Here is a 20,786-nt window from a genome sequence, read left to right on the forward strand (position 1 = left end):
GGATAAAAAGAATAATGTTACATCATTACGCGTTACCGCGAATCATCGCGGTAACCCCGGTACGGGAAAGCTCCTGGATGCCATAAGGCTTAAGCAGCTCGATCATCGCATCGATTTTGACGGTATCGCCGACAACCTGAACCATCAGGTTGGTCGTGCCGATATCCACGACGGATGCGCGGAAGGTCTCGACAACGCCCATAATTTCCGGTCTTGCCGACGGCTCGGCTTTTACTTTGATCAGGGCGAGCTCCCGGGCAACCATCGGCTTCGAGCTCAGATTGATGACTTTAATAACATCGATCAGCTTGTAAAGCTGCTTCTCTACCTGCTCCAGCGTCGTTTCGTCTCCAGTGGTTACGATAACCATCCGGGACAAGCCTATTTCCTCCGACTGCCCCACGGTAATGCTCTCGATGTTAAAGCCCCGGCGTCCGAATAATCCGGATACGCGCTGCAGGACACCCGGCTGGTCGTTCACTAGTACGGCAATGGTATGTTTTGTACTCATCTTACGCATCCCCCATCAGCATTTGATCGATTGTCGACCCTTGCGTCACCATCGGATACACGTTCTCGCCCTTCTCAACAACGAATTCAACGAGGACGGGTCCCGGCGTTTCCATCGCTTCGGCCCAAGCACGCTGAGCTTCTTCTTTCGTCGTGGCGCGAAGTCCTTTGACACCGTAAGCTTCGGCCAGCTTGACGAAATCAGGGCTGCCTGCCAGATCGATGTGGCTGTAACGGTTATCGTAAATCAGCTCCTGCCATTGACGAACCATGCCGAGCACTTGGTTGTTGATGACAACGATCTTCACCGGAATGTTGTTGATGGCGCAGATGGCCAGTTCTTGCGAACACATCTGCATGCCGCCGTCTCCGTTGATCGAAATGACCAGGCGATCCGGATGCGCCATCTGTGCCCCGATCGCGGACGGGAATCCGAAGCCCATCGTTCCGAGTCCGCCGGAGGTGATCCAGGAACGCGGCTGGTTGAACTTGTAATACTGCGCGGCCCACATTTGGTGCTGACCAACGTCAGTCGTTACAATGGCTTCGCCCTTCGTGGTATCGTTCAGCATTTCGATAACCCATTGCGGCTTCAGCACCGTATCCGAATCGACGTAACGGAACGGATACTCGGCTTTCCATTTGCGGATCTGGTCTCTCCACGCATCGGCTTTCGCAGCGTACGAAACGATCGGGTTCAGCATCTCAAGCACCGTCTTCACGTCACCGACAATCGGAATATCGGTCGGCACGTTCTTGCCGATCTCGGCCGGGTCAATGTCGATATGAACGATCTTCGCGTGAGGCGCGAATCCGTCAAGCTTGCCGGTAACCCTGTCATCGAATCTTGCCCCGATGTTGATCAGCAGATCCGACTGCTGAATACCATGGTTCGATGTGTAGGTTCCGTGCATGCCCGGCATTCCTGTCCACAAATCGTTACCTGTCGGGAAGGCGCCAAGGCCGAGAAGCGTTGTCGTGATCGGAATCCCGGTTTTGTTCACGAATTCGTGCAGTCCTTCGTGGGCACCGGAGTAAATCACGCCGCCGCCGGCAAGAATCATCGGACGCTCGGCCTCCTCGATCGCGCGGGCCAGTTTATCCAACTGAAGTTTGTTCGGCACCGTCCGAGGATTATATCCTCTCAGTTGGATTCGCTCTTCCGGCTGGAACAGCGTGGTTGCCGCGGATACATCCTTCGGAATGTCGATCAGCACCGGTCCTTTGCGACCGGTTGAGGCGATATGGAAGGCCTCATGAATCACCCTTGGCAGATCCTTAACGTCCCTTACCAGATAGCTGTGTTTCGTAATCGGCATCGTGATGCCTGTAATATCCGCTTCCTGGAAAGCATCCGTACCGATCAGGGTTGTTGCAACGTTACCGGTAATAACAACGAGCGGAACGGAATCCATGTAAGCTGTTGCGATACCGGTCACAAGGTTCGTTGCCCCCGGTCCTGAAGTTGCTATGCATACGCCGACTTTGCCGCTTGCGCGGGCGTAACCGTCAGCGGCATGAATGGCACCTTGCTCGTGTCGGGTCAAGACATGGTTGAAATCCTTAAAACCATACATCGCATCGTAGATATACAGGACGGCTCCGCCCGGATATCCGAAGACGCACTCGACACCTTCGAGCAGAAGACTCCGAAGCAAGATTTCCGAACCGGTAATCACTTCAGGCTTCAACCATTTCTCTCGTAATTGTTCTGTAGACCGCACTTCTGGAGTTTGCGCGCTCATCAGTCATCCTCCTCTCAAATATTGGCACTCTTCTCTTTCATCCATGATTCAAGCAACAAAAAAACCTTCCGTCGCCACACCCGGAGTATCTCCGTGTGAGGGACGAAAGGTTTAGCTTCCGTGGTACCACCCATATTTGCCCTACACCTCGCAGTGCAGAGCCTCAGCAGGTATGAAGAACGCATGAACACAGCTCTTCAATATCTGCAGTCCGTAACGCGGACTAAGACGATTCCCCCTAATAAACGCTGTTACGACTTAATGCGATAAAGTCATAGCGTAGCATCTTTCAGGGAAACAGCTCCGAGGTGAGCTCGTATAAAAGGGGTTTTGGTGGTGGTTTCAGCTGATCCATCCACTCTCTGAGCAAAAGAGCCCTTTAAACTTCGTCCTCATCATTGCCGATTGGATATATTCGTTAAAATGTTTAGAAACATTATATGATTCATTCAATCCAGAAGTCAACACATTTATTTTACTTCCGATGAAAGGTTTTCATTCACAATGGGCGCAATTCCTCCGCCGCCTTGAAGCAAAACACCCTATGAAACCCTGCTACATATGATAAATGGAGCAGACTTAACCGCGGTGAAGGGAGGAAACAACACGATGATCCGTTACCGAAAACCGGACCAGGATGATCCGATGATTCTGCAGCTCATCGAGTCCCAACTCGTCCCGCTTTCCCATATGACCAAAAAAGAGCTGGACCTCATCCGCAAGGATATTCCCTCTCGTTTACGGCGCGGCGTGACCCTTGTCGCTTCGCCTCAGGATAACGAAAAAATCGTTGCTTTTATCCATTTCATGATGCACGGCGAGCTGCTGTATATCGATATGCTGGCCGTCGCATCCACCGCACAGCGAAAACGGTGGGGTGTCCGTTTGATGGAACATGCCGAACGTTTCGCTGTATCCCGCGGATGCAAACGTGCCAAAGTCATGGTGGACATCGGCAACCACACCGGCCTTCATTTTTACCGAAAGCTTGGCTATACGGTGACCAGAATGATCGAACCCAGCCGATGTTATGAGTTGGAAAAGATTTGGTTCCTCTAATTACCAGAAGAAGCCTGGCCCGAATCCTGGTCCAAAACCCGGTCCAAAGCCTGGTCCAAAGCCCGGCCCGAAGCCGCCGTAACCCGGTCCAAAACCGCCAGGGTAGCCTCCAAACCCGCCGCCATATGCATAAGGTGCCGTACCAATGGCAAGAAGATCAAACAATGCGAGCGGAATAATCGCCTTGGTTTTCACCTTTTTCCCCTTGGTTGCCGGTTCCACATAAAGGCGGTTGCCGGAGACGCGTACCAGCTTGCCCGTCACCATAGTTCCGTTTTTCTTATACGCCACGATCTCTTTGCCCACGTATGATTTCACTTTCGCCTTGCTGACAGGCTTGTGCATAAGATCCCTCCTCAGGTAATATACATTTCAATTTATTCCGGAAGGAGTTCCCTTGCTTGTTTCAATGCCCTTACGATAGCAAAAGATAGGCGACTCTCTCCATGAGCCGAGCACCCGTGCCGCCGAAATGATGCATGATAGCGCGGGGACGCAAAATAAAAAAAACCGCCGTAATATTACGGCGGTTTTTTCATACACGTATAATTAAGCGTTCACTTTTTCTTTAGCTACAGTAGCCAAGGAATTGAACGCGTTCAAGTCGTTCACAGCCAGATCAGCCAGCATTTTGCGGTTGATGTCCACGCCAGCAAGCTTCAGTCCATGCATCAATTTGCTGTAGGACAGACCGTTTTGACGAGCAGCCGCGTTGATACGAACGATCCACAATTTGCGGAAGTTACGCTTCGTATTGCGACGATCGCGGTATGCATAAACGAGGGATTTCATAACCTGCTCGTTCGCTGTTTTAAAAATGCGGTGTTTGGAACCGAAATAACCTTTCGCAAGCTTCAATACTTTTTTATGTCGACGACGAACGACAAATCCGCCTTTAACTCGTGCCATATCAAAAGACCTCCCAATAATTGTTGTTTACTATTTCAAGTTAGCCAGACCTTGCTTCAAACGTTTAACATCTCCAGGCGCCATGACAGGGCTATTGGACAATACGCGCTTCGCACGCTTGGATTTGTGGGAAAGCAAGTGGTTTTTGTAAGCTTTATAACGTTTAACTTTACCAGTACCAGTAATTTTGAAGCGGCCTTTCAGGCTGCTATGTGTTTTCATTTTAGGCATTGTAGTACTTCCTCCTCTAATTTCTCTTAGGCTTTTGGAGCCAAAATCATAATCATGCTGCGGCCTTCCAATTTCGGTTGACGCTCAATGACGCAGAGATCCGCCACTTCCGTTTTCACGCGCTCCAAAATCTTCTGACCGATGTTAGCATGGGTGATTTCACGGCCGCGGAAACGCACGGAGCATTTCACTTTATCGCCGTCTTTCAAAAACTTAACGACATTGCGAAGCTTGGTTTGATAATCATGCTCCTCAATGTTGGCTCGGAACCATACTTCTTTGATGTCCACAATTTTCTGGTTCTTCCGTGCTTCCTTCTCTTTTTTCTGCTGCTCATAGCGGAATTTACCGTAGTCCATGATGCGGCATACCGGCGGTTTCGCCTGAGGGGCCACGTTCACCAGATCCAGATTGAGATCAATTGCCATTTGCAGTGCTTCACGAATCGGCTTGATCCCGATTTGCTCACCTTCGGCACCAACCAAACGTACTTCTTTGGCCCGAATCTCGTCATTGATCATATGTTCCTTACTGATAGTCCTCCACCTCCAAATTACTTGTTGTTCCTGTTTGCAAAAAATAAAGGGATGACGGGTTAACCACCGACATCCCTATTTGATACTCATCTCACAAATGAAGTTGAATCCATTCATTGATTTCGTGATCAAACCAGCCAACGCATGTCGGTCAGGTGAGAAGCGGCGCTTCTGCTTGCAATCAGATATTCTGTTTAACAGACTAGGATAGTATAACAGGTCATCCTAACATCTGTCAACACAAATGGCATAAAAACTTTGGATTAGCCTTGTTTGCTCTGAACTTCTTCAAGGCGCACAACCCGGGTATGCTCCGTATGGCTCCACTGCTTGTTGTTCTGCGTGAAGAACGCGTATACCGTGATGGGATACCACGACAGCAGATAAATCGGAAACAGCACCAGATACATATATACCTTCTTGTACTTCACCTTCTCCAGAATCATCGCAATCATGAACGTGAACACATTCGCCGCAATCGCCGTAAAGCTCAGCCACAGCGGTAAATAACCGTACAGGTTCGCGATGTTCGGACCATTGAAGAACGAGCTGTCAACCCAGATGATGGCCGTCAACAAGAAAGTCAGCAGCACGATGTAGACGTTGACTCCGTAAAGGGCCAAGTCCAGCTTAACAAGGCTGCGCTCCTTAATGGCACGCCACAACAGCGGGAAGAAATAACGGCGGGCAACCGTAAAGTGACCCTGCATCCAGCGCAGACGTTGTCTGGCGGAAGCCTTAAACGTAAGCGGCTTTTCGTCGAATACCTTCGCGTCGTAATTGAACTTCGGATACACGCCGCGCATGACGCTGCGCATGGTGAACTCCAAGTCCTCCACCAGACTGGTTGCGCCCCAGCCGATCTCCTTCAAGAGATTGGTCTCGAAGCACATTCCCGTTCCGCCGAGGAAGTTGGCCATGTTCAGATTGCTGCGGGACAGCTGCCACAAGCGGTTGATATACCAGTAGGAAACCCCGTAAGAGGCGGTGATCCAAGAATCCTCTGGGTTCTTGGTATCGATATATCCCTGGATAACTCTTGCTCCAGAGCAAAGATCGTTGTTCATTTCATTCAAGAAATTCGGATCCGCCAGATTATCCGCATCAAACATAACGACCGCGTCATACTGGCGCGGCATCGCCCAGAGCTCTTTCAGCATCCATTCGATGGCATAGCCTTTGCCTCGAAGATTCTGATTCGTGCGCACGCAGGCGTTCATCCCGTGGGCACGGACGATCTCTGCTGTACGGTCTGTACAGTTGTCGCAAATGACAAATACGTCGTACAGATGTTTCGGATAATTAAGCTGTTTCAGGTTCTCCATTAATGCCCCGACAACCTGCTCTTCGTTATGCGCAGCAACTAACACTGCAAATGATTTATTGGGTTCAAACTGTTGTTTCTTTTTTCTTTTGACCAGACCAAACAAAGAGAATACGAACTGGTACACACCCACCGCGGCCAAGAATAGTTGGAGCGCGATAAAGATGGCGTCTGTCATGATTCTCCGTTACCCCCTTTTTTATAACCCGAGAATGTTTGTTGTTTTTTTCTCTCTAAGTTCTTCGCATTTTTGTTGTTGCTATGACCCTGTGACTTGTGTCTGTCCTTCTAGTAGCCTCGGTGCCGCGGGGCAACTTCGCACGTCATACACGATTTTCCACACTTTTGAATCTTTTGTCAAAACCGTGGAATGCTCTAATTTACGGAAAAACTTCGTAAAAGAGCTCAGCTTGCATTCCAGTTTGCCAGCAAGCTTCGTTTCAAACGGCTTTAGTTCTTATTTTCATCCGTTTTCTTGCTTTTTATTTCTGTTGGCTGCCCATTTTTTCTTTTTCGACTTGTCCGCCAATAAATAAACGCAACAGACAACCAAAAAGTTTTCGTTTTTTCAGTGCTCTTTCTCTAATAAACTTTTTGACGTCCGTTTGAATCATTGTAGCGGCATCTCCTACTCAAGTCAAAAGACCACGGACCCTGATTTTCTACAAAATGCGCGCTGCTGGCTAACTCCTTAAGTAGCAAGGGAACAGCGAGAAGCTCGCCGAATCAATTGGCCGTTTCCGGGACCAAAGTCCCTTACGTATAAGGGGGAAGTGGTTGATTTCTCTTCCCAAAGTCGATATGTTAAAGTTAAAGAATAACGCTGCAGAACGGGTGAAAAGTAGTGGCTAAAAAAAGAGTCTTGCTGTTATCTGAAGGGTTCGGCGCAGGCCATACGCAGGCCGCTCATGCACTCTCCAGCAGCCTGCGCCAGTTGTCCCCTAGCGTACAGACCAAAGTTCTCGAGCTCGGGAGCTTCTTGAACCCTAAAATCGCTCCACTGATCATTTCGGCCTACAGAAAGACCATTACGACTCGCCCAAGACTGGTCGGGTACATGTACCGCCATCAAAAATCCTTTAACCGTTTTACCGCTCTAGCGCTTCACCGAATGTTCTATACAAGCACCAAGAACGTGGTCAGGCAGCTCCGGCCCGACATCATTGTGTGCACCCATTTCATACCAAGTGCGGTTATCTCGCGTTTGAAACGGCTGGGCACGAACGTGCCCCTGTGTACCGTTATAACCGATTATGATGCTCACGATACATGGATCAGCCCTGAGGTCGACCGATATTTCGTGTCCACGCCGGAAGTGAAGCGAAAGCTGCTCAATCGCGGGGTTTCCCAAGCCAAAATTCAGGTCACCGGCATTCCGATCCATCCCGACTTCTGGACGCATCCGAGCAAGGAGGAAATCCGGAAGCGGTTTAACCTGTCCGATATGCCTACCGTGCTGGTGATGGGCGGAGGCTGGGGCATCATGAATGACGAAGTTGTGCATGAATTTCTGACCCGATGGCGAGAAGATGTCCAGATCATATTTTGCCTCGGCAATAATGACAAGGGACGCGAGGAGATGGAGAGCAATTCCAGGTTCCAGCATCCGAACATCCGGATATTGGGCTTTACGCGGGAGATCGACAAGCTGATGGAGGTGTCGGATCTGCTCGTTACGAAGCCCGGCGGCATGACATGTACCGAAGGGCTGGCCAAAGGAATTCCGATGCTGTTCCATCAGCCCCTTCCGGGACAGGAAGAAGAAAACTGCCAGTACTTCACGGCACAGGGATTGGGAGAGCCCATCCATTCGCTGGAGGTTCTGGGCAAATGGATGAACAAGCTGCTTCATCAATATGACCTGATCCAAGAACAACGGGCGCAAAATTTGCAGGACATCGAACGCTTTCATCCCATGCAAAGCGCCCGCAGCATCATCGACATGCTGGAAAACGAAAAGGTGTACTCCTGATTAAGGAGCACACCTTTTTTGCTGCGTTTTATCGCTAGCAAATCACCCGATTGGATAGATTTTCTTCTATTATAATAGTTGTAAACGCTATCACAGAGAGAAACTATCAATTTTGATGTTATTTTCCGTATTTTTCAAGGCGATTCTGATGGTATGAAGCAAGGGCTTCCTTGCCTACAATCGCCTCGCAGCGATGAATTTGCATGCCTTGGCCGACGAATTTCGTTTCGTATTCTGTCATGACGTGCTCTTCGTTCAACCCGTCGCGATGCAGATCCAGCGAAATGTTCGTCATTTGCAGACCATAATCGGCAAAAGCATTCAGGGAGAATTCGAAGAGCGTGACCGAATCGGTCTTAAAATGAATCTCCCCCCGCTCGTTCAAGATCCGGGAATACTTGTCCAGAAAGCGCGGATGCGTCAGACGACGGCGTGCATGCTTTGTTTTTGGCCACGGATCGCTGAAGTTCAGATATAACCGTTCAATTTCGCCGGGCTCAAAAACCTCCTCGACATTCTCGATATTAAACAGCGCCAGCTTCAGATTCGGCGGGGTATCGACTCCCTCCTGGGCCCAGACGTTGCGCCCCTTCTCGCTTGCGCGGCGAATCAGCTCGTCGTACATGTCGACGCCGATGAAATTCACTTGCTGATGCTTGTAACTCATCTGGCTTATAAATTGGCCCTTGCCCATGCCGAATTCGACATGGATGGGAAGGTCGTTGCCAAATAACGAAGCCCACTTCCCTCTATATTGACCGGGGTCCAAAACGACCAGGTCTTCCTGCTGCTCCAGATTTTCCCGTATACCTTTTCTTCCGCGTAAACGCATGTCATACCTCCGAAACTTCCCAAGTAAATTTAGAATGATATCCCGATACTGCATTTATTGTGACGAAGTTGATCCCAAAAGTAAAGAGCCCCATAGAAAAAGGAACCTACGCTCTGCTCAACGCAGAGGCTTTAGGTTCCTTTTTCTTATATTTGGAATTGGGGTTCCGCGATAGTTAAACTGTGAATAGTCTACCTTTCTTCCGACGTAAAATCAAACGTCTTCTCAAAGGCGGCCCGAATCTTGCGACGTGCCGAAGCCTTGACTCCCTGGTCGGAGTTAAACTCCACGCCGGTAAGGGCTAGGGCTTCATTCGGGGTAAGCTCCACAGCGATTTTGTCTTTACTGTCATTCTTTACTGTCGATGAATTCATTCGTAATCACCTCACGGTATTATTGTATCCATGACGTCACACAAATATGAATCCTATCCGTTATATACCCATGCCAAAATTGCTTGAATCATCTTTTTATTTTTCTATTTTAAATATACCAATTATATGCAATCCATTCAAGTAACAACGTCTTAATTAGGCTTGAAGACCTGTATATAACGCAATCCTTTATTTTTTGTTACAATGGACGTAGCTGTTTCATTCAAGTAAAAGGCCAGTAAATTATGGGTTGCCAGGGCCTTGGCTGAACCTGTCTCAATTCAACTTAAGCGGCTATAAAGGAGCAAACATGAGCACACCACTTATACCCGCCCCGACCTTATGGGGCGACAAACGTTTTCATACATGGAATTACGAGATGCGCGGCCAGTTCCAGGAGAAGGTATTCAAGGTTATGCTGGATGCCGGCTTTACGTGTCCGAACCGTGACGGCACGATTGCCAAGGGCGGATGCACCTTTTGCAGCGCCCGCGGCTCCGGCGATTTCGCGGGAAGGCGGCGGGATGATCTCGTTACCCAGTTCAACACCATCCGTGACCGGCAGCACCAGAAATGGCCGAACGCCAAATATATCGGCTATTTCCAAGCCTATACCAACACGTATGCTCCGGTCGAAGAACTTCGCGAATATTATGAAGTCATTCTGCAGCAGCCGGGGGTTGTCGGATTGTCGATCGCCACACGTCCCGATTGCCTGCCTGACGATGTCGTGGAATACTTGGCGGAGCTGAACGAGCGAACCTATCTGTGGGTGGAAATGGGGCTGCAAACGATCCATGATTCCACTTCGGAGCTGATCAACCGGGCCCATGATACCGAATGTTATTTGGAAGCCGTCGAGAAGCTGCGCAAACATAATATCCGGGTCTGCACACATATTATTTACGGGCTTCCGCAAGAGGATCATGACATGATGCTCGCCACCGGCCGAGCGGTCTCCAAGATGGATGTGCAGGGAATCAAAATCCATCTGCTGCACCTTATGCGCAAGACGCCGATGGTGAAACAATACGAAGCCGGGCTGCTGCGATTCCTGGAGCAGGACGAATACATCAGCCTTATCGTGGATAGCCTGGAGTTTTTACCTCCGGAAATGATCGTCCATCGCCTTACCGGAGATGCTCCCCGGGATCTCTTGATCGGACCGACGTGGAGTCTCAAAAAATGGGAAGTGCTTAACGGCATCGACGCCGAGCTCAAGCGCCGGGATACGTGGCAGGGTAAATTGTGGGGGGTATCCTGATGGGCTTCCTCTCGGTTTTAAGTTTTGCCCACAAACTGGTGTCCGAAAGGCTCCGTCCCGGAGACATCGCGCTGGATGCAACCGCCGGAACCGGAGCCGATACGCTGTATTTAGCCAAATGCACAGGCTCAAAGGGCAAAGTGTATGCCTTCGATATTCAAGAGCAGGCGCTGCAGCTGACTCGGGAAAGGCTGGACAAGGAGCAGCCCGGCACCCTTGCGGAGGTTAGCCTTGTTCTTCAGAGCCATTCGCTTATGAGGGAGTGCGTACCTGAGATTGAGCACGGCCGCATGGGTGCGATCATGTTCAATCTCGGCTACCTTCCGGCGGATTCATCGGATAAACGGATCATGACGGAGACCGCCAGTACGCTCACGGCCCTGGAGGCTGCGATCGAGCTGCTCCGCCCCGGGGGCATTATCACCATCGTGCTGTATCCAGGCCACAAAGGCGGCGATGCCGAGGCGGACGCGGTCCAGGCTTGGGCGGGGGAATTGCCCCAGCACAAAGTGCAAACGATTTTGTATCGCGGCCTTCAGCGCTCCGAAGCGCCATATCTCATTGCACTGGAACGAAAGAAGCCGATATGATATAAGTTCTAGGAGAGGTACCGCACTTCACATCCATAGAATATTCCAAACATGATGAAAGGTAGATGATTACAATGACAAAACCATATCCATTGTTGTTCCAGCCTGAATTTAAAGAACGCGTGTGGGGAGGCCGGGCACTAGAGCAGTTCGGCTTGGATATTCCTGAAGGACATATCGGGGAAGGCTGGATGATCGCCGACCATCCGAACGGCACGACCAGCATCGTGAACGGCGAGCTTGCCGGACGCGGCCTGGATGAGGTCCGGGAGCAATTCGGGCGGGAATGGTTCGGAAGCAAAGGATTCTCCGAGGTTAACGGACGTTTTCCGCTCCTGATCAAGCTGCTTGACTGCAATGACAACCTCTCCGTTCAGGTCCATCCGACCGATGACTACGAAGGGCTTCCGAAGGGAGAGCTTGGCAAGACCGAAATGTGGTATGTGCTGGATGCTAAGCCGGACGCCAAAATCATATACGGCCTGAAAGAAGGCGTGAACCGGGAAACCTTGAAGGAAGCCATGGAAAACGGCACCGTTATGGACCAGCTTCAAGAAGTGTCCGTAAAGGCCGGAGATACGTTCTACATACCTGCGGGAACCGTGCATGCGCTCTGCGCGGGCGTTGTGGTGGCGGAAATCCAGCAAAACTCGGATACGACCTACCGGATTTTCGATTATAATCGACCGGGTCTTGACGGTAAGCCGCGCGAGCTCCATATCGAAGACTCCTTGAATGTGACGGCCTATGAAGGATCGGGAGCAACCACCATGAGCACGGAAGGAACGGTGCCGGGAGAATGGCTTGAGCTTGCCAAATCCCCGTATTTCGTCGTGGAAAAAGGCGTCGTGAGCGGAGCATGGTCCTTGTCCACTTCCGCGGAAAGCTTCACGATCGTCGTTGTATGCGACGGCCAAGGAACCCTCAGCTGGGATAACGGCTCCATCGATTACACGTCAGGACAGTGCTTCCTGCTGCCTGCGAATCTGGGTGCCTATACATTGGACGGGCAATCCACGGTTCTGCGTTCATATTTGCCTTAAACAGGGTATAAATAAATGATATAAACCATTCGTTCTTGCGGAGGTGCCAGCCCTAATGATGCAAACCGACACGTTTACGATGCTGAATACGCAGGGTATGCATGTTTTTGTATATGAATGGCTGCCCGGCCCGGATGACCCCATTCGTGCCATTGTGCAAATCGCGCATGGCATGTGCGAAACCGGCAAGCGCTACGAGGAGCTTGCCGAATTGCTCACGGAGCACGGCTATGCCGTATACTGCAACGACCATCGAGGCCATGGGCTAACGGCCGGGCTTACGCATCTCGGCGATGCCGGGGAAGACGGCTTTGAAGGAATGATCGAAGACCAGCTTCTTCTTGCTTCCGAGCTCAAGAAGCGCCATGCGAGCGTTCCGCATTATTTGATGGGGCACAGCATGGGATCCTTTTTGACGCAAAAAATCATCTGTTCGGACGGTGAATTATTCGACGGATTCATCCTGTCAGGCACCAACGGTCCCCAGGGACTACTGACGTTCGGCATGAGCTTGGCGGCCGCGCAAATGCGCCTGCAAGGAAACACGCACCGGAGCCTGATGCTGAACGCCCTGGTGTTCGGTCCTTACAACAAAGGATTCGGTCCTATTCGCACGCCGTTCGATTGGCTATCCCGGGATGAAGCCGAAGTGGATAAGTATATCAACGACCCATACTGCGGCAAGGTGTGCACCGCCCGCTTCTTTCGCGATTTCTTCAAGCTGCTGTCACAGATCCACCAGCCTCAATTGATGAAATGTCTTCCGAAGGATAAGCCTGTCTATATTTTCTCGGGCGAGGATGATCCGGTCGGACACCGCGGCAAAGGCGTGCGGCGGTTGATCGAATTGTATCGGAAGCATGGCGTCCAGGACCTCGAATACCGTTTGTATCCGGGCGGCCGCCACGAAATGCTGCACGAGACCAACCGTGCCGAAGTGGCAGCCGATGTGCTCGACTGGCTCGAACGGCACACAACCGGCTCGGACAACGTACCGCAAGAATCGATACGAGTGATGTAACAAAGCGTGATGCCAAGACACATAAAAAGGGATGCCCCGGGTTTCTGAAATCCAGGGCATCCCTCTTATTATGCTGCTAAGCAGTTCGTTAGTGTATACAGAACCTTTGAAATTGGCAGCGTTAAGGCTCAATCGAAGCACCTTACTCATCATCGCTCGGCGTGCGATCGACGATCAATTGCGTGACCTGGGTGTACTCTCCTTGCGCTACCTCGTCCTCGGTAGCCTCTTCGCGCAGATCGTCATTGGTTTCCATGCCCGGTGCGATGGTCGGCTCGTCAGACGAAAGCTGTTCTTGCCCCTTCCGATTGTCGTTCATAACATCCCCTCCTCATCGGTTGATGCCAATTAGAATACCGATGCCAGGGCTGTTTTATTCCTGAAACGCCTTTAGATAGGGCTCGTTATGATCGCAAAAGGGTCGCTAAAGAGCGGGGCCGCCGGTTCCTGGCAGCCGAAATTAAGCAATTACGCCAAAACAACCAGTCCGTGTCACAACCAATCTGGGAAAAGGCTTGTCCCTCGTTTCCCCTATTATGCCTGCGTCGCCAACTCCAAAGGCATCGTGTAGTACTGGGGCTGCCCTGTTTCGTTCTGCTGGTACAATACCAGCAGCATCGTTGCGCGTACCGCATGGTCCGGATAGCCCGTACCACCTTGAATGGCATCGTCGAGGTTGAATGGCAGCACCTCGATCATCGCATGCTTCTGAAGATCACGCTCCGTGATCCCAAGATCGGCGAAATCGGCGGATAGTGCCGCGGGGTCTTCCACGATTTTACGAACATTGGCGTTCCACTGCGCTTTGTCTTGGGCATGATCCCACCATATTTTGCGCGGCTTGTATTTATGGCCCAGGAAATAATCAAACTTCATCAGACCGGAAACCACGTTCATGTTCGGCGTGTTCCGAAACTCCAGGAAGGCCGTTAACCGCGTAAACAGGTCCTCGAGCTGATGGCCGATTTTTTGCCAGCCCTGTCCTTCCCAGTAGTCGCCAAATTCTTGGAAGAAATCAAACGGCGACGTAAATTCATGCTTCATCAAATAATTGAGGGTGTGGTCCATTCGGTGTGCATTCCAATACTTCTCCAGCACATCCTCCAGTCTCTTCAAACGGACGATATCCGAGAACGGAAGCACGTCGCTGCCAAGGATCTCATACGGAGCATGGTCCATGTAGGTGTAGTTATACTTGTCCGCATCGATCCTCAGCCCGGTTCCCCGCAGCATCTTCAGGAAGCCTAACTGCAGCTCCTCCGGTCCAAGGGCAAACACGTCGTTAAACGTTTTGCGGAACGTATTGTAATCCTCCTCCGGAAGCCCTGCGATCAAATCCAAATGCTGGTCGATCTTGCGGCTCTCCTTGATCATCGTCACCGTGCGTGACAGCTTGGTGAAATTCTGGCGGCGCTTCACCAGCTCGTTGGTCGGATCATTCGTGGACTGCACGCCGATTTCAAACCGGAAAATGCCGGGAGGCGCATGGTTCGCCAAATATTCCAGCACCTCGGGACGCATGATATCCGCCGTAATCTCAAACTGGAACACGCAGCCGCCATGATTTTCAATCAGGAACTCAAACATTTCAAGCGCGTAATCGCGCTTAATATTAAAGGTGCGGTCTACGAACTTGATCAATTTCGCTCCGTTCTCGATCAGGTAGAGGATATCCGCCTTGGTCCGTTCAATATCGTAGTAGCGAACTCCCACCTCAATGCTCGACAGGCAGAACTGGCAGCTGAAGGGACAGCCCCGGCTGGTCTCAAAATAGACGACCCGCTTCCCGAGATGCGGAATATCCTCCGGAAAACGATGCGGGGAAGGCAGCTCGGCCAGGATGCTTTTCGGTCTTCCCGGGTTCACGATAATTTCGTCCTGCTTGCGGTATGCCACGCCATACACGAAATGGAATTTCCTGTCCCCTTCGATCGTTTGCAGCAAGTGATGGAAGGTCTCCTCGCCTTCGCCCATGACGATAAAGTCGACATTGTGCAGCCGTTTCATCCAATACTCCGTATCGTAGGATACTTCAGGTCCACCCAGTATGATCGTGACCTCCGGCATAATCTTCTTCACGATATCGATCACTTTAATCGTTTCTTCAATATTCCATATATAACAGGAGAATCCGATCACATCCGGCTTGCGCTGGAACAGGTCGGAGACGATATTCATCACGGGGTCCTTAATCGTGTACTCCGTCAATTCGATATCGAAATCCTTCTCGCTGTATGCCTTCAGGCAGCGAATGGCCAAGGAGGTGTGAATGTACTTGGCATTCAAGGTTGATAGTATGACTTTCATGGTAGGGTCCACTTTCCTTCTACATAATGTTAATTTATTCACCGAACGGTTTATCCTGAGTGATGAAACGGGAAAAAGCCATGATTTCCGCCTGTCATGCAAGACTATTCTTCATAGTCATACAAATCGTCCCCGTCATTCGACGCGCTCTGACCATTCAGGAAGAATTCCAGGAACGGACGTCCGTATTTACGGAATTTCACTTCGCCGACCCCTTTGACGTTCAGCATCTCATCCTCGCTCTGCGGGCAGACCACGCTCATCTCGCGCAGCGTTGCATCGTTAAAAATGATGTAGGACGGCACATGCTCCTTGCTTGCCAGCTCGCGCCGAATCAAACGCAGCTGCTCGAACACCGTCTCGTTAACGGCAGACGGCGAGTAGTCGCGGCGGCTGCCGCTGCGTTGGCTGCCTGCAGCCTTGGAAGGCCGCGGAACGCGCTGCATCACTTCGCGCTGGCCCTTTAACACGTCGGCCGCCTCGCTTTGAAGTTTCACGACGGGATATTGGCCTTCGGTCAGCGCCAGGAACCCTTCCGAGATGAGCACATTGATCGTCTCGGATATTTCCTTCTCCGTCCGGTTCGACATGACGCCATAGGTTGGAAGCCGGTCAAAGCCGTATTCCAGCACCTTTTTCGCCCGCGAGCCCTTCAGCACGGAGGCGATCATCGACACGCCAAAGCGCTCGCGCATCCGGTGAATGCAGGAGAAGATTTTCTGGGCATCCACCGTGATATCCACCAGCTCCCGGTCGTCCGTGCAGGAGCTGCACGTACCGCAGGGCTTGTCTTCGTGTTCTTCCCCGAAATAATCCAGCATTGCGCTGCGCAGACACCTTGTGGTGTAGCAGTAATCGATCATCTGCTGCAGCTTTCGGTAGTCGTTCTGCTTCCGCTCGCCCTCCTGGGGGTTCTGTTCGATCAGAAATTTCTGCGTCATGATATCCTGGGCGCTGAACAGCAGGATGCACTGGCTGGGCTCTCCGTCCCGCCCGGCACGGCCGGCTTCCTGGACGTAAGACTCCATATTTTTCGGCATATTGTAGTGGATGACGTACCGAACGTTGGATTTATCGATCCCCATGCCGAACGCGTTCGTTGCAACTATGACGCGAATATCGTCATACAGAAAGGCCTCCTGGCTGTCCGCTCGCTCCGCATCGCTCATGCCGGCATGATAACGTCCGGCAAGTAGCCCCTTCGCCTGCAGGCGCTGGCATAAATCATCCACCTCTTTCCGGGTGGCAGCATAGATGATGCCCGGCTGGTGGGTATGCGAGGCCGCATAATCCAGCACGAACTCCCGCTTGTTTTCCCCGCGAAGCACCGACATTTCCAGATTGTCCCGCCCAAGTCCCGTCACGAACACCTGCGGCTGCTCCAGTCGAAGCAGTCGCTGCATGTCCTCCATAACCTCCGGCGTAGCCGTCGCCGTAAAGGCCGCGACAATCGGGCGGTTCGGCAGCCCTTTTACGAAAGGAGCGACGGAAAGATAGCTGGTCCGAAAATCATGACCCCACTGGGATACGCAGTGCGCTTCGTCGACAGCAACGATCGAAATGTCGAGGCCTGCCATCTCCTCACGGAACCAGTCCAGCTCAAGCCGTTCCGGGGCGACATATAACAGCTTCAAGTCACCGCGCTTGGCCGCGCGTATGCGCTCGTTCACTTCCTTGCCGCTGAGCGTGCTGTTGATATATGCCGCCGCCACGCCCGCCGTCGTAAGTGCATCCACCTGATCCTTCATCAGGGAGATCAGAGGCGATACGACCAACGTCAGGCCCGGGCTGAGGAGTGCCGGGATCTGATAACAGATGGATTTGCCCCCGCCCGTCGGCATAATCCCGAGCGTATCCTGGCCGGTTAGCAGGCTCGCGACGATTTTCTTCTGTCCGTCCCGAAAATCGGGATAGCCGTAATATTTTTGCAGGTATTCCCGCGCTGTGTCCATATTCATCGATTCTCTATCATTTGTTTCCACATTCATGGATATAAACTCCTTATTTCACCTTGGTTTTCCGTTTTAGAAAGCCCTCATCCTTTAAGTTTAACGGCCTTTCCATGAATGGGCAACCGAATCGGGGAAGGAAATTGCATTCGACGAGCAGAATTTCATAAATGTGGAAATACGTCTCCTATCATGTAGAGCCATTAAAACGAAGTTGGTGATCCCTAATGAACGATGAACATGCCGAAGCCGTGCGGCAAACCATTCAATATATGAAGGAGCATCTGGACGAGCCGATGACAACCGAGCTGCTCGCCGATCTCGCGGGGTACAGCCCCTACCATTTCTCCAGGATATTCAAACGGGTAACCGGCATTTCCGTCAGGCAGTACCTGTCCGCCCTCCGGGTCGAATCGGGCAAAACCGAGCTCCTTCAAAGCCCCTCCCTGCTTGTGAAAATCGGAATGAACATCGGTTTGGTAAGTCCGGGCACCTTCAACACCCGTTTTAAGCAGCTTGTCGGCCTGTCTCCGAAGAGGTTCCGCTCCACCACCGAGTCCCTTCATCGTTATGTGAATCAATATGAGCATAAGCCGTTAGCCTGGGCAGGGGAAGAATCGCAGGCTTTGCCCCGGATTCGCTGCCGGATCGAAGCTCCCGAGGCGTTCCGCGGCATGATTTATGTCGGTCTGTTCCCAAGACCCGTGCCCGATCAGAAGCCCGTAACCGGTACGGCCGTCAACCTCAAGAATCGGACCTGCACCTTAACCGGCATGCCGGCCGGCACGTATTACGTGCTGGCCGCGGGCATCCCCTGGAGCCTCAATCCAAAGGATTATTTTCTGCTGGGCAAATCCCTGCGCGGCAAACTGGAGGAGCCTGTCCATATCGACAGGGGAACCGATCTTGACGTGAAGATTGCCTTACGGGAGCCTCTGCCCCATGACCCGCCGATTGTGGTTAACCTGCCGCTGCTCTTGTTTGAGAAGGATCGGAATAACAGCGCAAGGTAGAAGAATTTTTGATGTACTTGTCCATTTATAATGGAACTGCAAGAAGAGTTGTCTGGAACAATCAGCGCTATATGATGGAGGAATATACATGACCATTATTCAAGAAACCGTAATTCAGGCCGATGTGCAGCTCCTGTGGAGAGCATGGACCGAGTCCGCAAGGATAACCGAGTGGTTTGCGCCGGCTGCGGAAATCGAGCCGAGAGCGGGCGGAAAATTCGAGCTGTATTTTAACCCCGCCGATCGCGAATCGATGTGCACCGCAGGGTGTACCATTTTGCGGTATGACGAGCCACGCGTGCTTGTTTTTGAGTGGAAAGGACCCGATCCCTTCGCGGAAACGATGAATCAAGGCGAGCTGACGGCGGTTAAGGTTGCCTTTTCCCCTGAGGCGGACGGCACGAGAATTACCCTGGAGCATACAGGCTGGAAGGATTCCGAAGCGTCCCGGCAAGCCCGGGAGTGGCATATCGATGCGTGGAAGGGGATGCTGGCCAGCTTGAAATCCAATATCGAATCCGGGAACGGGATTCTGTGCTGCAAGTAAAACAAACCATGAGCGGAGGAGTGCGAGCATATGCCAAACCTATGCGTTCTATCGATCAATGTAAGCGATATACAGCAAGCCAAACAGTTTTACTGCGACATTCTGGGATTCGAAATCTCGAGGGTTTATGATGATCAGATCGTCAGCTTGAAGCATGAGGGCATGTCCCTCGTTCTGCAGAAATGCGACCGTCCAACGAATACGGAATACCCGCATGAGGCACAGGTGATCATCGGAATCGAGACCCCGGATGTAAACGAAGCCATTGCGAACTACAAATCGAAGGGCGTCGACGTCATCTTCGATACGCCCAAGCCGTGCCCTCCCGGGCTGTACAGCGCCATCCGCGACCCGTTTGGCAATGTGATCGAGCTGCTGGAATTTACGGAGTAATCCATCCGTTCGGCAGCATCAAAGTTAAAAGCATATGAAGTGAATCCATATAAACGCCAGAGGGATAAAGCTGCATGCAGCAGGTGTCGTTCTGATAGATAAGGCCAGCCGGAGAAATCCGGTGTGGTCTTTTTGGAGTTTGGGAGCCGCCGCTGCTTCCCTCTGGCATTCCTCCGCCTCTGTTAACGTTGAACCCGATCCGGGTAAGAACATAGTAATGCTGCTTCAAAGGCGGAGCATGGGCAGATTAGGAATCGACGGTTTCGGAAATAATAGGTACTCGAACTGATATATTAACTACACAAGGGGAAATTTCATATGGATATGACACCAGAACAACGCGTGACCCTGCATGGGTTCAACAACTTGACGAAATCGCTCAGCTTTAATATGTATGACGTCTGCTATACGAAGACCCGGGAGGAACGGGAAGCGTACCTTGAATATATTGATGAGCAGTACAACGCGGATCGGCTGACAAAAATATTGAGCCATGTGGCCGAAATCATCGGCGCGCATGTCCTGAACATTGCCAAGCAGGATTATATCCCGCAGGGCGCCAGCGTGACGGTGCTAGTCTCCGAGGGCCCCGTCGTGGAGGTGCCGGAGGAATCCTATGACGAATCGCCGGGTCCGCTGCCGGATAACGTGGTGCTCCAGCTCGACAAGAGCCATATTACCGTCCATACGTATCCGGAATTCCATCCGGACGAGGGCATCAGCACCTTCCGGGCCGATATCGACGTGTCGACCTGCGGGGAAATCTCACCGCTCAAAGCCCTGAACTACCTGATCCACTCCTTCGATACGGATATTATGACGATAGACTATAAAATCCGGGGATTCACGAGGGATATTCACGGACACAAGCTGTTTATCGACCATGAGATCAGCTCCATCCAGAACTATATTCCGGACGAAGCCAAGGAGCTGTTCGATATGATCGACGTCAACGTATACCAGGAGAACATCTTTCATACCAAGTGCAAGCTGAAGCAGTTCGACCTGGACAACTATCTGTTCGGTTACACGAAGGATAAGCTGTCCGAGGCCGAACAGCAGGAAATCACCGAACGCATCAAACTGGAGATGGACGAGATTTATTACGGCAAGAACATGGACCGGAGTTACTGAATGGCTTGCTACCCTGCGGCGGCTATTCTTTTC

The 20,786-nt window shown here is 51.5% G+C and carries 23 protein-coding genes; 10 read left to right on the plus strand and 13 right to left on the minus strand.

The window, feature by feature from the left end; genetic code table 11:
* Nucleotides 1–25 precede the first annotated feature (25 nt).
* Complete coding sequence (gene ilvN, locus P0X86_RS25900; RefSeq protein WP_009589349.1) at nucleotides 26–511, minus strand: acetolactate synthase small subunit; 486 nt, start codon at nucleotides 509–511, stop codon at nucleotides 26–28.
* A 1-nt stretch (nucleotide 512) separates the two neighbouring features.
* Entirely contained in the window at nucleotides 513–2,255 is a 1,743-nt protein-coding gene (gene ilvB, locus P0X86_RS25905) for a biosynthetic-type acetolactate synthase large subunit (protein WP_096776434.1), read from the minus strand.
* A gap of 609 nt (nucleotides 2,256–2,864) precedes the next feature.
* Between ilvB and P0X86_RS25910 the strand changes: the two genes are divergently transcribed.
* Nucleotides 2,865–3,314: a GNAT family N-acetyltransferase gene (locus P0X86_RS25910; protein WP_015737151.1), complete on the plus strand. Its 450-nt coding sequence runs from the start codon at nucleotides 2,865–2,867 to the stop codon at nucleotides 3,312–3,314.
* Here the strand turns inward: P0X86_RS25910 and P0X86_RS25915 are convergent, their stop codons facing one another.
* The 6 genes from P0X86_RS25915 to P0X86_RS25940 all read right to left on the minus strand — a co-directional run bounded on the left by P0X86_RS25915 (nucleotide 3,315) and on the right by P0X86_RS25940 (nucleotide 6,928).
* Complete coding sequence (locus tag P0X86_RS25915) at nucleotides 3,315–3,659, minus strand: hypothetical protein (RefSeq protein WP_096776435.1); 345 nt, start codon at nucleotides 3,657–3,659, stop codon at nucleotides 3,315–3,317.
* 204 nt (nucleotides 3,660–3,863) lie between these two features.
* Entirely contained in the window at nucleotides 3,864–4,223 is a 360-nt protein-coding gene (gene rplT / locus P0X86_RS25920; protein ID WP_006212255.1) for a 50S ribosomal protein L20, read from the minus strand.
* Nucleotides 4,224–4,253: 30 nt separating this feature from the next.
* Nucleotides 4,254–4,454: a 50S ribosomal protein L35 gene (rpmI, locus tag P0X86_RS25925; protein ID WP_007127239.1), complete on the minus strand. Its 201-nt coding sequence runs from the start codon at nucleotides 4,452–4,454 to the stop codon at nucleotides 4,254–4,256.
* Between the two features lie 26 nt (nucleotides 4,455–4,480).
* A complete protein-coding gene (gene infC, locus P0X86_RS25930) occupies nucleotides 4,481–4,975 on the minus strand; it encodes a translation initiation factor IF-3 (RefSeq protein WP_009589332.1) in 495 nt (164 codons plus the stop codon).
* 278 nt (nucleotides 4,976–5,253) lie between these two features.
* Nucleotides 5,254–6,492, minus strand: coding sequence for a glycosyltransferase family 2 protein (locus P0X86_RS25935; RefSeq protein ID WP_009589322.1), 1,239 nt, complete (start codon nucleotides 6,490–6,492; stop codon nucleotides 5,254–5,256).
* Nucleotides 6,493–6,796: 304 nt separating this feature from the next.
* Entirely contained in the window at nucleotides 6,797–6,928 is a 132-nt protein-coding gene (locus P0X86_RS25940) for a hypothetical protein (RefSeq protein ID WP_277746800.1), read from the minus strand.
* A 230-nt stretch (nucleotides 6,929–7,158) separates the two neighbouring features.
* Here P0X86_RS25940 and P0X86_RS25945 point away from each other — a divergent pair, with 230 nt between their 5' ends.
* The gene (locus P0X86_RS25945) at nucleotides 7,159–8,286 is read left to right on the plus strand and encodes an MGDG synthase family glycosyltransferase (protein WP_277746801.1); all 1,128 of its coding nucleotides are present in this window, start codon (nucleotides 7,159–7,161) and stop codon (nucleotides 8,284–8,286) included.
* A gap of 118 nt (nucleotides 8,287–8,404) precedes the next feature.
* Here the strand turns inward: P0X86_RS25945 and trmB are convergent, their stop codons facing one another.
* Both trmB and P0X86_RS25955 read right to left on the minus strand, forming a co-directional pair.
* Nucleotides 8,405–9,118 (minus strand): tRNA (guanosine(46)-N7)-methyltransferase TrmB, encoded by a 714-nt coding sequence (trmB, locus tag P0X86_RS25950; RefSeq protein WP_009589338.1) that lies wholly within the window; start codon nucleotides 9,116–9,118, stop codon nucleotides 8,405–8,407.
* Nucleotides 9,119–9,309: 191 nt separating this feature from the next.
* Nucleotides 9,310–9,492, minus strand: coding sequence for a hypothetical protein (locus P0X86_RS25955; protein ID WP_015737155.1), 183 nt, complete (start codon nucleotides 9,490–9,492; stop codon nucleotides 9,310–9,312).
* 310 nt (nucleotides 9,493–9,802) lie between these two features.
* Here P0X86_RS25955 and mnmL point away from each other — a divergent pair, with 310 nt between their 5' ends.
* The 4 genes from mnmL (at nucleotide 9,803) to P0X86_RS25975 (ending at nucleotide 13,410) form a co-directional block, all read left to right on the plus strand.
* Complete coding sequence (mnmL, locus tag P0X86_RS25960) at nucleotides 9,803–10,756, plus strand: tRNA modification radical SAM protein MnmL/YtqA (protein ID WP_009589327.1); 954 nt, start codon at nucleotides 9,803–9,805, stop codon at nucleotides 10,754–10,756.
* Complete coding sequence (gene mnmM / locus P0X86_RS25965; RefSeq protein WP_192572561.1) at nucleotides 10,756–11,346, plus strand: tRNA 5-(aminomethyl)-2-thiouridylate-methyltransferase MnmM; 591 nt, start codon at nucleotides 10,756–10,758, stop codon at nucleotides 11,344–11,346. Before mnmL ends, mnmM begins: the two co-directional genes overlap by 1 nt.
* 74 nt (nucleotides 11,347–11,420) lie before the next feature.
* Nucleotides 11,421–12,389: a type I phosphomannose isomerase catalytic subunit gene (locus P0X86_RS25970; protein WP_192570743.1), complete on the plus strand. Its 969-nt coding sequence runs from the start codon at nucleotides 11,421–11,423 to the stop codon at nucleotides 12,387–12,389.
* A gap of 55 nt (nucleotides 12,390–12,444) precedes the next feature.
* Nucleotides 12,445–13,410: an alpha/beta hydrolase gene (locus P0X86_RS25975; RefSeq protein WP_192570742.1), complete on the plus strand. Its 966-nt coding sequence runs from the start codon at nucleotides 12,445–12,447 to the stop codon at nucleotides 13,408–13,410.
* Nucleotides 13,411–13,552: 142 nt separating this feature from the next.
* Here the strand turns inward: P0X86_RS25975 and P0X86_RS25980 are convergent, their stop codons facing one another.
* The 3 genes from P0X86_RS25980 to recQ form a co-directional block, all read right to left on the minus strand.
* Entirely contained in the window at nucleotides 13,553–13,729 is a 177-nt protein-coding gene (locus tag P0X86_RS25980; RefSeq protein ID WP_192570741.1) for a hypothetical protein, read from the minus strand.
* 215 nt (nucleotides 13,730–13,944) lie between these two features.
* A complete protein-coding gene (locus P0X86_RS25985) occupies nucleotides 13,945–15,717 on the minus strand; it encodes a B12-binding domain-containing radical SAM protein (protein ID WP_192570740.1) in 1,773 nt (590 codons plus the stop codon).
* Nucleotides 15,718–15,821: 104 nt separating this feature from the next.
* Nucleotides 15,822–17,705, minus strand: coding sequence for a DNA helicase RecQ (recQ, locus tag P0X86_RS25990; RefSeq protein ID WP_192570739.1), 1,884 nt, complete (start codon nucleotides 17,703–17,705; stop codon nucleotides 15,822–15,824).
* Nucleotides 17,706–17,893: 188 nt separating this feature from the next.
* Here recQ and P0X86_RS25995 point away from each other — a divergent pair, with 188 nt between their 5' ends.
* From P0X86_RS25995 to speD, 4 genes are all read left to right on the plus strand, one after another.
* A complete protein-coding gene (locus P0X86_RS25995; RefSeq protein ID WP_015737161.1) occupies nucleotides 17,894–18,679 on the plus strand; it encodes an AraC family transcriptional regulator in 786 nt (261 codons plus the stop codon).
* 88 nt (nucleotides 18,680–18,767) lie between these two features.
* Nucleotides 18,768–19,226 (plus strand): SRPBCC family protein, encoded by a 459-nt coding sequence (locus P0X86_RS26000; RefSeq protein WP_096776442.1) that lies wholly within the window; start codon nucleotides 18,768–18,770, stop codon nucleotides 19,224–19,226.
* A 30-nt stretch (nucleotides 19,227–19,256) separates the two neighbouring features.
* The gene (locus P0X86_RS26005) at nucleotides 19,257–19,619 is read left to right on the plus strand and encodes a VOC family protein (protein WP_090909045.1); all 363 of its coding nucleotides are present in this window, start codon (nucleotides 19,257–19,259) and stop codon (nucleotides 19,617–19,619) included.
* 318 nt (nucleotides 19,620–19,937) lie between these two features.
* Complete coding sequence (gene speD / locus P0X86_RS26010) at nucleotides 19,938–20,753, plus strand: adenosylmethionine decarboxylase (protein WP_009589344.1); 816 nt, start codon at nucleotides 19,938–19,940, stop codon at nucleotides 20,751–20,753.
* The last annotated feature ends 33 nt before the right edge of the window (nucleotides 20,754–20,786 follow it).

This window comes from Paenibacillus sp. BR1-192 (assembly GCF_029542445.1).
Taxonomy (GTDB): domain Bacteria; phylum Bacillota; class Bacilli; order Paenibacillales; family Paenibacillaceae; genus Paenibacillus_AQ; species Paenibacillus_AQ lautus_A.

Bases quoted from the DNA above. Each gene is read 5' to 3' on its own strand.
- speD (WP_009589344.1), top strand. From the start codon at position 19,938: ATGGATATGACACCAGAACAACGCGTGACCCTGCATGGGTTCAACAAC.
- P0X86_RS25985 (WP_192570740.1), bottom strand. From the start codon at position 15,717: ATGAAAGTCATACTATCAACCTTGAATGCCAAGTACATTCACACCTCC.
- P0X86_RS25955 (WP_015737155.1), bottom strand. From the start codon at position 9,492: ATGAATTCATCGACAGTAAAGAATGACAGTAAAGACAAAATCGCTGTG.
- P0X86_RS25975 (WP_192570742.1), top strand. From the start codon at position 12,445: ATGATGCAAACCGACACGTTTACGATGCTGAATACGCAGGGTATGCAT.
- infC (WP_009589332.1), bottom strand. From the start codon at position 4,975: ATGATCAATGACGAGATTCGGGCCAAAGAAGTACGTTTGGTTGGTGCC.
- rpmI (WP_007127239.1), bottom strand. From the start codon at position 4,454: ATGCCTAAAATGAAAACACATAGCAGCCTGAAAGGCCGCTTCAAAATT.
- P0X86_RS25995 (WP_015737161.1), top strand. From the start codon at position 17,894: ATGAACGATGAACATGCCGAAGCCGTGCGGCAAACCATTCAATATATG.
- rplT (WP_006212255.1), bottom strand. From the start codon at position 4,223: ATGGCACGAGTTAAAGGCGGATTTGTCGTTCGTCGTCGACATAAAAAA.
- P0X86_RS25915 (WP_096776435.1), bottom strand. From the start codon at position 3,659: ATGCACAAGCCTGTCAGCAAGGCGAAAGTGAAATCATACGTGGGCAAA.
- P0X86_RS25910 (WP_015737151.1), top strand. From the start codon at position 2,865: ATGATCCGTTACCGAAAACCGGACCAGGATGATCCGATGATTCTGCAG.
- ilvN (WP_009589349.1), bottom strand. From the start codon at position 511: ATGAGTACAAAACATACCATTGCCGTACTAGTGAACGACCAGCCGGGT.
- P0X86_RS25970 (WP_192570743.1), top strand. From the start codon at position 11,421: ATGACAAAACCATATCCATTGTTGTTCCAGCCTGAATTTAAAGAACGC.
- P0X86_RS26000 (WP_096776442.1), top strand. From the start codon at position 18,768: ATGACCATTATTCAAGAAACCGTAATTCAGGCCGATGTGCAGCTCCTG.
- mnmM (WP_192572561.1), top strand. From the start codon at position 10,756: ATGGGCTTCCTCTCGGTTTTAAGTTTTGCCCACAAACTGGTGTCCGAA.
- P0X86_RS25940 (WP_277746800.1), bottom strand. From the start codon at position 6,928: ATGATTCAAACGGACGTCAAAAAGTTTATTAGAGAAAGAGCACTGAAA.
- trmB (WP_009589338.1), bottom strand. From the start codon at position 9,118: ATGCGTTTACGCGGAAGAAAAGGTATACGGGAAAATCTGGAGCAGCAG.
- P0X86_RS25935 (WP_009589322.1), bottom strand. From the start codon at position 6,492: ATGACAGACGCCATCTTTATCGCGCTCCAACTATTCTTGGCCGCGGTG.
- P0X86_RS25980 (WP_192570741.1), bottom strand. From the start codon at position 13,729: ATGAACGACAATCGGAAGGGGCAAGAACAGCTTTCGTCTGACGAGCCG.
- recQ (WP_192570739.1), bottom strand. From the start codon at position 17,705: ATGAATGTGGAAACAAATGATAGAGAATCGATGAATATGGACACAGCG.
- P0X86_RS26005 (WP_090909045.1), top strand. From the start codon at position 19,257: ATGCCAAACCTATGCGTTCTATCGATCAATGTAAGCGATATACAGCAA.
- ilvB (WP_096776434.1), bottom strand. From the start codon at position 2,255: ATGAGCGCGCAAACTCCAGAAGTGCGGTCTACAGAACAATTACGAGAG.
- mnmL (WP_009589327.1), top strand. From the start codon at position 9,803: ATGAGCACACCACTTATACCCGCCCCGACCTTATGGGGCGACAAACGT.